Raw genomic sequence first — 7,107 nt, 5'->3', positions numbered from 1 at the left:
CGCCCTCGCCGGATTTCGGAGAGCTTGCCCCCTCATCCGACCCTTCGGGCCACCTTCTCCCCGGCGGGAAGAAGAAATACACGGCACCCGCGGAACGCATCGATGCTCGCCGCATGACAGATAACGACCGCTTATAACGCCGATCAAAATAACTCGCTTGTCCCCTATCCGCCCCGTTGCGATAAGCCATGCATGAGCATCGACAAGCCACTTTCCTCCAGACATCTGACCGCACTTGGATTTTCCGGGGCGCTGATGATGGCCTCCGCCATGGGTTTCGGCCGCTTTTCCTTCACCCCCATTCTGCCCGGCATGATGGCGGATGTTCCGCTTTCGGCGGGGGATGCGGGTATCGTGGCAGCGGGTAACTTCGCCGGTTATCTGGCGGGGGCGGTTCTGGCGGCCTATTCATGGGGTTCGGGGCGGGAGCGGTTGGTGGCGCTTTGCGGCCTGTTTGCCACCGGGGCATTGTTGCTTGCCATGGCGGCTTTCAACTCCGTCGCGGCTTTCACCATCATCCGGTTTCTGGCCGGTGTTGCCAGCGCGTTGACCATGATCTTCACCTCGCAGATCGTTATCGGCCATGCCGTCAAGGCGGGCAGGGACAGCGTTCAGGCGCTGCATTATGGCGGCGTCGGTGCGGGCATCGCGATCTCCTCGCTTGCGGTCTATCTGATCGGCGTCGTTTTTGACGGCGGCGGCTCCTCATGGCGGGAGGAGTGGATTGCAGGTGCTGTCTTTTCCTTCATCACATTCATTCTCGTCTGGCGGGTGCTGCCCGCAGGCCCGCCGCGACATGCATCCTCGGTGGCGGAGCCGCCGCTCAACTGGACGCGGCCGCTCTTCCTGACAACGCTGGCCTACGGGCTTTTCGGCTTCGGTTACGTCATCACCGCCACCTTCATCGTGGCGATTGCCCGCATGGCCGCCGCCGGCGCCTTCGTGGAGTTTCTGGCCTGGTTTATCACCGGCTGCGCGGCTGCCATTTCGCTTTTTCTCTGGAAACCGGTCTTGAAATCGCAGGGGCTGAAACGCGCCTTCGTCATCGTTCTTGCTGTAGAAGCCGTCGGTGTTTTCGCTTCCGTCATGCTGCCGCCGGTGCCGGGAGTTCTGGCCGGAGGCCTGCTTCTCGGGCTGACCTTCATGGTCATCACCGCTTATGGCCTGCAGCTCGGCCGGGAGTTTGCCGGGCCGAGCCCGCGTCGCGCCTTTGCGCTGATGACGGCCGCTTTCGGCACGGGGCAGATTGTCGGGCCGCTTGCTGCCGGCTGGATTGCCGAAGTGACAGGAAGTTTCACCGCGCCCAGCATTCTCGCTTCCGCCGTGCTCGTCGTCAGCATTCTGCTGATGCTGCCGGTGCTGGCCACGGAGCGGCGGCGCTAGGCTGCGGGCCGTCTTTTCCTGTCTCTAATTCGGTGTTTCCGGCGGGCATCGCCCGCCATCTGCGCCTTACATCTTGTTAAGGTCGTCGCTTCTCCGTTGCTGTGCACAAATTTCTGCCCTAGGTTCGGGCCATCTAGTGCTTCGCCAATAATGGCTGATTTCAAACGCGCGTGAGTTCGAAACGTGTTTCATTCCTTCTTTCCCAAACCGAAAATCTTCTTCACGTCGGCCGCGCTGTGGACAATCGTGTGCATCGTTGTCTGGTACAGTGTCGGCCCGCAGATCGGCGCGGCCATCGGCCTGCCGCCATTGGCGCCCGGACAGACCGCGCCCATCGGGCTCGCCTATTTCTTCTCGCCCGACAATCTTTGGTTCTATCTCTATTTCACGATCTTCGTCGCCATATTCGGCATTACGTGGCAGTTGATCGCGAAGGATCACCCATGGACCGCATGGTCCATCTGGGGATCGGCCTTCATCATTTTCATCGCCTATTTTGCGGTGCAGGTTTCCGTGGCGCTGAACAACTGGCGCGGCCCGTTCTTCGATCTTCTGCAGAATGCGCTCGCCAAGCAGGGCGACGTGACAGCCGCGCAGTTTTACGATTATCAGCTCAAGTTCCTTGAGATCGGCGCTGTCGGCGTGGTGATGAATGTGGTGACCGCCTTCTTCACCAACCATTATGTGTTCCGCTGGCGTACGGCCATGAACGACTACTACATGTCGAAATGGGACAAGCTGCGCCATATCGAGGGCGCATCCCAGCGTATCCAGGAAGATACGATGCGGTTCGCCAATATTCTCGAAGGGCTGGGCGTCACGCTCATCAATTCCGTGATGACGCTGGTGGTGTTCCTGCCGCTTCTGTTCCGCATGTCCGAACATGTGGGCGACCTGCCGGTGATTGGCGCCATTCCGCACGCGCTTTTCTGGCTGGCGATCGTCTGGTCGATCTTCGGCACCGCGCTGCTTGCGCTTGCCGGTATCAAGCTGCCGGGGCTTAACTTCCGCAACCAGCGTGTGGAGGCGGCCTATCGCAAAGAGCTGGTTTATGGCGAGGACCATGCCGACCGGGCCGATCCCGTAACGGTGCGGGAGCTGTTCGCCAATGTGCGCAGAAACTATTTCCGCATGTACTGGCACTATCTCTATTTCAACGTGGCACGTTATTCCTATGGTCAGCTCGATGCGATCTTCCTGAACTTCATCCTGATCCCGACATTCGTTGCCGGGCGGATTACCATGGGCATCTGGCAGCAGATCGCCACGGCCTTCGGTGAGGTCAGCAATTCCTTCCAGTATCTGGTGAATTACTGGTCGACGATCATCGAACTGCTTTCCATCCACAAACGTCTTGTGGCCTTCGAAGCCGCGATCGGTGACAAGCCGCTGCCGGATATTGATGAGCGCTATCTGCGACGCGAGGCCGAGGACGGCGAACTGGCGGCGAACCGCCCCTGAGCAAACAAAAAAGGCGGCCGGACGGCCGCCTTTTTCATGAATCGAGAAGCTTCACCCCTCGGTCTTTTGTTTCTTCCGCGCCTCGATCATAGGCATCGCCTCGGCGTAACTCACGCAGGCGACATCCTGCCTGCCGCAGACCTCGCGCAGCAGCCGTTCATAGGCGTTCCAATAGGCGCCGCCATTCATCTTCACGAAGTGGAAGCCCATCTGTAGCGGAATGCGCTCGCCATTATATTGCCCGTCGAATGCATTGCGGAAGGCCGTATAGGCGCGCTCCTCGAATTCCTTCGAACGATCAGGCGTTTCGATGCCGATGGAGTGGCGGATGAAGAGATTGTAGTCCATGGCGATGATCGGGCGGTTGCCCGGACCTTCGGGAATGAGCGGCAGGCCGAAATGCTCTATGCCGTCGCGCTCCACCGGCCATTCCGGTCCCTTGGTGATGCTGGTGGCGTCATAAACGAAACGGTGCTTTTTCTGCGCTTCGGTCAGCGCCGGCCCCTGCGAGAGATACGGCGCGCGGAAACCATTGATCTTTTTCACCATCTCGCGCCAGCCTTCGGGTTCCTCGCCCTTTTTGCCGATCATCTGCCAGGCGTTTTCCAGCGTGCTGGTGAAGGTGGTGAATTCGCCGTCCCATTGTTCGGCCGTCCATTGCCCGCCATCGAAATGGCCGCAGGTGTGGTTGCCGATTTCGTGGCCTTCGCGATAGGCGGCCCAGATGTTTCTGAGCCTTGCCTCCACCTCTTCCGGCGACTGGCCGAAACCGACATTGGAACGGCCGGACTTCTGGCCGGGTCCCTGATAGGTCTTGGCGCTGGTTTTGCGGTCCATCACCAGCGTGCAGGCAAGGAAATAGGTGAAATGCGCGCCGACTTGCCTGCCCGTCGCCCGGCTTCTTTCCCACAGCGTATTGTCGCCCGCACCGTCGAAGGACACGATGACGAGCTGCTTCGGCTTCTCAGCCTCTTGCGCAAAAGCGGGAAGGGCAGCGAGAAGCGACAGGGAAAAGGCGGCAAATGGGCGAAACATCAGTTATCCGTCATATGAAACACCGTGGCCTTTTGCGGGTGGAATAAGGCGAAGCTTTGAATAGTCTGGCGTTTTCATGACTTTCGGCCTAATTCCTGTTGCAGCTTGCGGTGATAGGGCCGCTTCGTTCCACCCGGGGGACCGTGTTTCATGCTTTTTCTCGCACTCTGTCTTGCCTTGTTCCTGCTGACGCATCTTTTGAAGGTGGTCGCACCGCAATTTCGCGCGCGGATGATCGCGTCGATGGGCGAAGGCCCTTTCAAGGGCGTCTATTCGCTCGTCAGCCTCATCACGCTCGGCCTTGTCATTTATGCCTTCGGGGAAGCGCGGCAGGAAACCGGCATGTTGTGGTATCCGCCGGTCTGGATGAGCCATATTGCCGTGACCCTGATGCTGCCGGCGATGATCTGTCTTATCGCCAGCCTCATCCCGGCTGGCCACATCGCGACGAAGACGAAACATCCGCTCATTCTTTCGGTCAAGATATGGGCGCTCGCGCATCTTCTGGCCAATGGCGAGACGTCTTCCATTCTTCTTTTCGTATCGTTCCTCGCCTGGGGCGTGGTGATGCGGATTTCGCTGAAGCGCCGGGAACGGGCAGGCGAAAAAGTGGTCCGGGACTTCGTTTCAGGCCGTTACGATCTGGTGGCCGTTGTCGGCGGCATCGTCCTGTGGGGTGCTTTCATCCTGAAACTGCACGAATGGTTGATCGGCGTTCAGCCCATCGTCCTGTAGGAAATCAACGTTTCCCCCTTACATATCAGGCAAAATAGGCTAGAAGGCCGACCATGACCCGGTTGGCCTTACTTTTGCCGATCCGGGTAAGCGGCTTGGTATGTCCGCGGACGGATGGATCTGGACACGATCTCCGCGCGGGTAACGGAGAATTTGATGGCAAACGAGAATGATACCTTTATCCGCGAAGTGAACGAGCAGATCCGCTCCGAGCAGCTGTCGCGCTTCTGGGGCCGTTACGGTATCGTGGTCGTGGGTGCGGCCGTTCTCGTGGTTCTGGGCGCCGCCGGCACCGGTATCTACGAATACTGGAACACCAGCCGCGCTTCCAATTCCGGCGACCAGTTCCTTGCGGCGCTGAAGCTCGCTTCGGACAACAAGACGGATGAGGCGCTGAAGGCCTTCGCCGATCTCGAAACCTCCGGTCATGGCAATTATCCGGTTCTGGCAAAGTTCCGCTCGGCCACGCTGCTGTCGCAGAAGGGTGATGCGGCCGGCGCCATCGCCGCTTTCACCGCCATCGGCAACGATACGTCCGCACCGCAGGTCTTCCGCGATACCGCCAAGGTGCGCGCCGCCTGGCTGCTGGTGGATAACGGCACCTATGATCAGGTCGTCGCATTGGCCGAGCCGCTGAGCGCCGAGGGCCAGACCATGCGCGCTTCCGCCCGCGAAGCTCTGGGTCTTGCCGCCTACAAGGCCGGCGATTTCGCCAAGGCCAAACAATGGTTCGAGCAGATCGTCAGCGACGCGCAGGCGCCACGCAACGTGACGAACCGCGCGCAGATCATGCTCGACAATATCACCGCTTCGGGCAAGGCTGCCTAACGCCGCTGCGCCACGCAGGATCGCGCCGGCATTCTGTGCATTGCCAAAGCGATCCAACTCATTATTTTACGCATGTCCTTTGCCCAAAACAGGTAACGTTTTGGGCAGACGTGCTTTAAGGAACCAGGATCAATGAGCTTCACCGTCGCCATAGTCGGGCGCCCCAATGTCGGCAAGTCCACGCTTTTTAACCGTCTCGTCGGAAAGAAGCTGGCGCTGGTGGACGATACGCCGGGTGTGACCCGCGACCGCCGCCCCGGCGAGGCGAAGCTGGTCGACCTGCGTTTCACCATCATCGACACCGCCGGTCTGGAGCAATCCGGGCCGGAAACGCTTCAGGGCCGCATGTGGGCGCAGACCGAAGCGGCAATCGACGATGCCGATGTGACGCTGTTCGTCGTCGACGCCAAGGCTGGTCTGACGCCGGCCGACGAGACGCTCGCCGAAATGCTGCGCCGTCGGGGCAAGCCGGTGGTGCTGGTGGCCAACAAGTCCGAAGCGCGCGGCTCGGATGCCGGTTTCTATGATGCCTTCACGCTTGGTCTTGGCGATCCGTGCCCGATTTCGGCCGAACACGGTCAGGGCATGATCGACCTGCGCGACGCCATTGTCGAGGCAATCGGCGAAGACGTCGCTTTCCCGCCGGAAGTGGATGAGGCGGAAACGGATATCGTTCTGCCGCGCAGCGAGCCGGGCAGCGACGATGAAGAAGACGAAGAGCCGGTCTATGACGAGACCAAGCCGCTGCGCGTCGCCATCATCGGCCGGCCGAATGCGGGCAAGTCGACGCTCATCAATCGCTTCCTCGGTGAAGACAGGCTGCTGACCGGCCCGGAAGCCGGCATTACCCGCGACAGCATCTCAGTCGAATGGGACTGGCGCGGCCGCACCATCAAGATGTTCGACACGGCCGGCATGCGCCGCAAGGCCAAGGTGACGGAGAAGCTGGAAAAGCTCTCAGTGGCGGATTCGCTGCGTTCCATCCGCTTTGCGGAAACAGTGGTGATCGTGTTCGACAGCACCATTCCCTTCGAAAAGCAGGATTTGCAGCTAGTCGACCTCGTCATCCGCGAAGGTCGCGCCGCCGTGCTCGCCTTCAACAAATGGGACCTGGTGGAAGACCCGCAGGCCTATCTGGCCGATCTGCGCGAAAAGACCGAGCGTCTGCTGCCGCAGGCGCGCGGCATTCGCGCCGTGCCGATTTCCGGACAGACGGGTTATGGTCTCGACCGGCTGATGCAGAACATCATCGATACCGACAAGGTCTGGAACCGCCGCATCTCCACCGCCCGCCTCAACCGCTGGCTGGATTCGCAGACGACCCAGCATCCGCCGCCGGCCGTTTCCGGCCGCCGCCTGAAGCTGAAATATATGACGCAGGTCAAGGCCCGCCCGCCGGCCTTCATGATTTCCTGCACGCGGCCGGAAGCTATTCCGGAAAGCTATACACGTTATCTGGTGAACGGTCTGCGCAAGGATTTCGACATGCCGGGCGTGCCGATCCGTGTGCATTATCGGGGTTCGGATAATCCGTTCGAGAGCAAGGCGAAGAAGCGGCGTTGATTTTGATGTGAAGGGTCGCCGCGTATTTCTTCTCCCCATCGGGGAGAAGGTGGCCCGAAGGGTCGGATGAGGGGGCACCCTCTCCGTATATCTCGACCGTCG

Annotated in this window: 6 protein-coding genes; 5 read left to right on the top strand and 1 reads right to left on the bottom strand. The window is 60.2% G+C overall.

Translation table 11 applies throughout. The annotated features are described in order from the left end of the window. The first annotated feature begins 192 nt into the window (after positions 1-192). Together AGR7B_RS11165 and sbmA are read left to right on the top strand one after the other, a co-directional pair. Positions 193-1,383, top strand: coding sequence for an MFS transporter (locus AGR7B_RS11165; RefSeq protein ID WP_080856654.1), 1,191 nt, complete (start codon positions 193-195; stop codon positions 1,381-1,383). A gap of 183 nt (positions 1,384-1,566) precedes the next feature. Then, positions 1,567-2,844 (top strand): peptide antibiotic transporter SbmA, encoded by a 1,278-nt coding sequence (gene sbmA, locus AGR7B_RS11160; RefSeq protein WP_080856653.1) that lies wholly within the window; start codon positions 1,567-1,569, stop codon positions 2,842-2,844. 51 nt (positions 2,845-2,895) lie between these two features. On the opposite strand, the gene AGR7B_RS11155 is transcribed toward sbmA, so the two are convergent. Then, entirely contained in the window at positions 2,896-3,879 is a 984-nt protein-coding gene (locus AGR7B_RS11155; RefSeq protein WP_080856652.1) for a polysaccharide deacetylase family protein, read from the bottom strand. A 150-nt stretch (positions 3,880-4,029) separates the two neighbouring features. Between AGR7B_RS11155 and AGR7B_RS11150 the strand changes: the two genes are divergently transcribed. The 3 genes from AGR7B_RS11150 to der all read left to right on the top strand — a co-directional run bounded on the left by AGR7B_RS11150 (position 4,030) and on the right by der (position 7,005). Beyond that, on the top strand, positions 4,030-4,614 hold the full coding sequence (locus tag AGR7B_RS11150) for an NnrU family protein (RefSeq protein WP_065655660.1): 585 nt from the start codon (positions 4,030-4,032) through the stop codon (positions 4,612-4,614). A 156-nt stretch (positions 4,615-4,770) separates the two neighbouring features. Further along, a complete protein-coding gene (locus AGR7B_RS11145; RefSeq protein ID WP_080856651.1) occupies positions 4,771-5,442 on the top strand; it encodes a tetratricopeptide repeat protein in 672 nt (223 codons plus the stop codon). 132 nt (positions 5,443-5,574) lie between these two features. After that, entirely contained in the window at positions 5,575-7,005 is a 1,431-nt protein-coding gene (gene der / locus AGR7B_RS11140; protein ID WP_065655662.1) for a ribosome biogenesis GTPase Der, read from the top strand. Positions 7,006-7,107: the final 102 nt, after the last annotated feature.

Origin of the sequence: Agrobacterium deltaense RV3 (assembly GCF_900013505.1) — a bacterium.
Classification (GTDB): Bacteria; Pseudomonadota; Alphaproteobacteria; order Rhizobiales; family Rhizobiaceae; genus Agrobacterium; species Agrobacterium leguminum.
The sequence above is the reverse complement of the archived record's forward strand: the minus strand, read 5'-3'. Positions and strand labels throughout refer to the sequence as shown.

Bases quoted from the DNA above. Each gene is read 5' to 3' on its own strand.
- AGR7B_RS11165 (WP_080856654.1), top strand. From the start codon at position 193: ATGAGCATCGACAAGCCACTTTCCTCCAGACATCTGACCGCACTTGGA.
- AGR7B_RS11155 (WP_080856652.1), bottom strand. From the start codon at position 3,879: ATGTTTCGCCCATTTGCCGCCTTTTCCCTGTCGCTTCTCGCTGCCCTT.
- AGR7B_RS11150 (WP_065655660.1), top strand. From the start codon at position 4,030: ATGCTTTTTCTCGCACTCTGTCTTGCCTTGTTCCTGCTGACGCATCTT.
- AGR7B_RS11145 (WP_080856651.1), top strand. From the start codon at position 4,771: ATGGCAAACGAGAATGATACCTTTATCCGCGAAGTGAACGAGCAGATC.
- der (WP_065655662.1), top strand. From the start codon at position 5,575: ATGAGCTTCACCGTCGCCATAGTCGGGCGCCCCAATGTCGGCAAGTCC.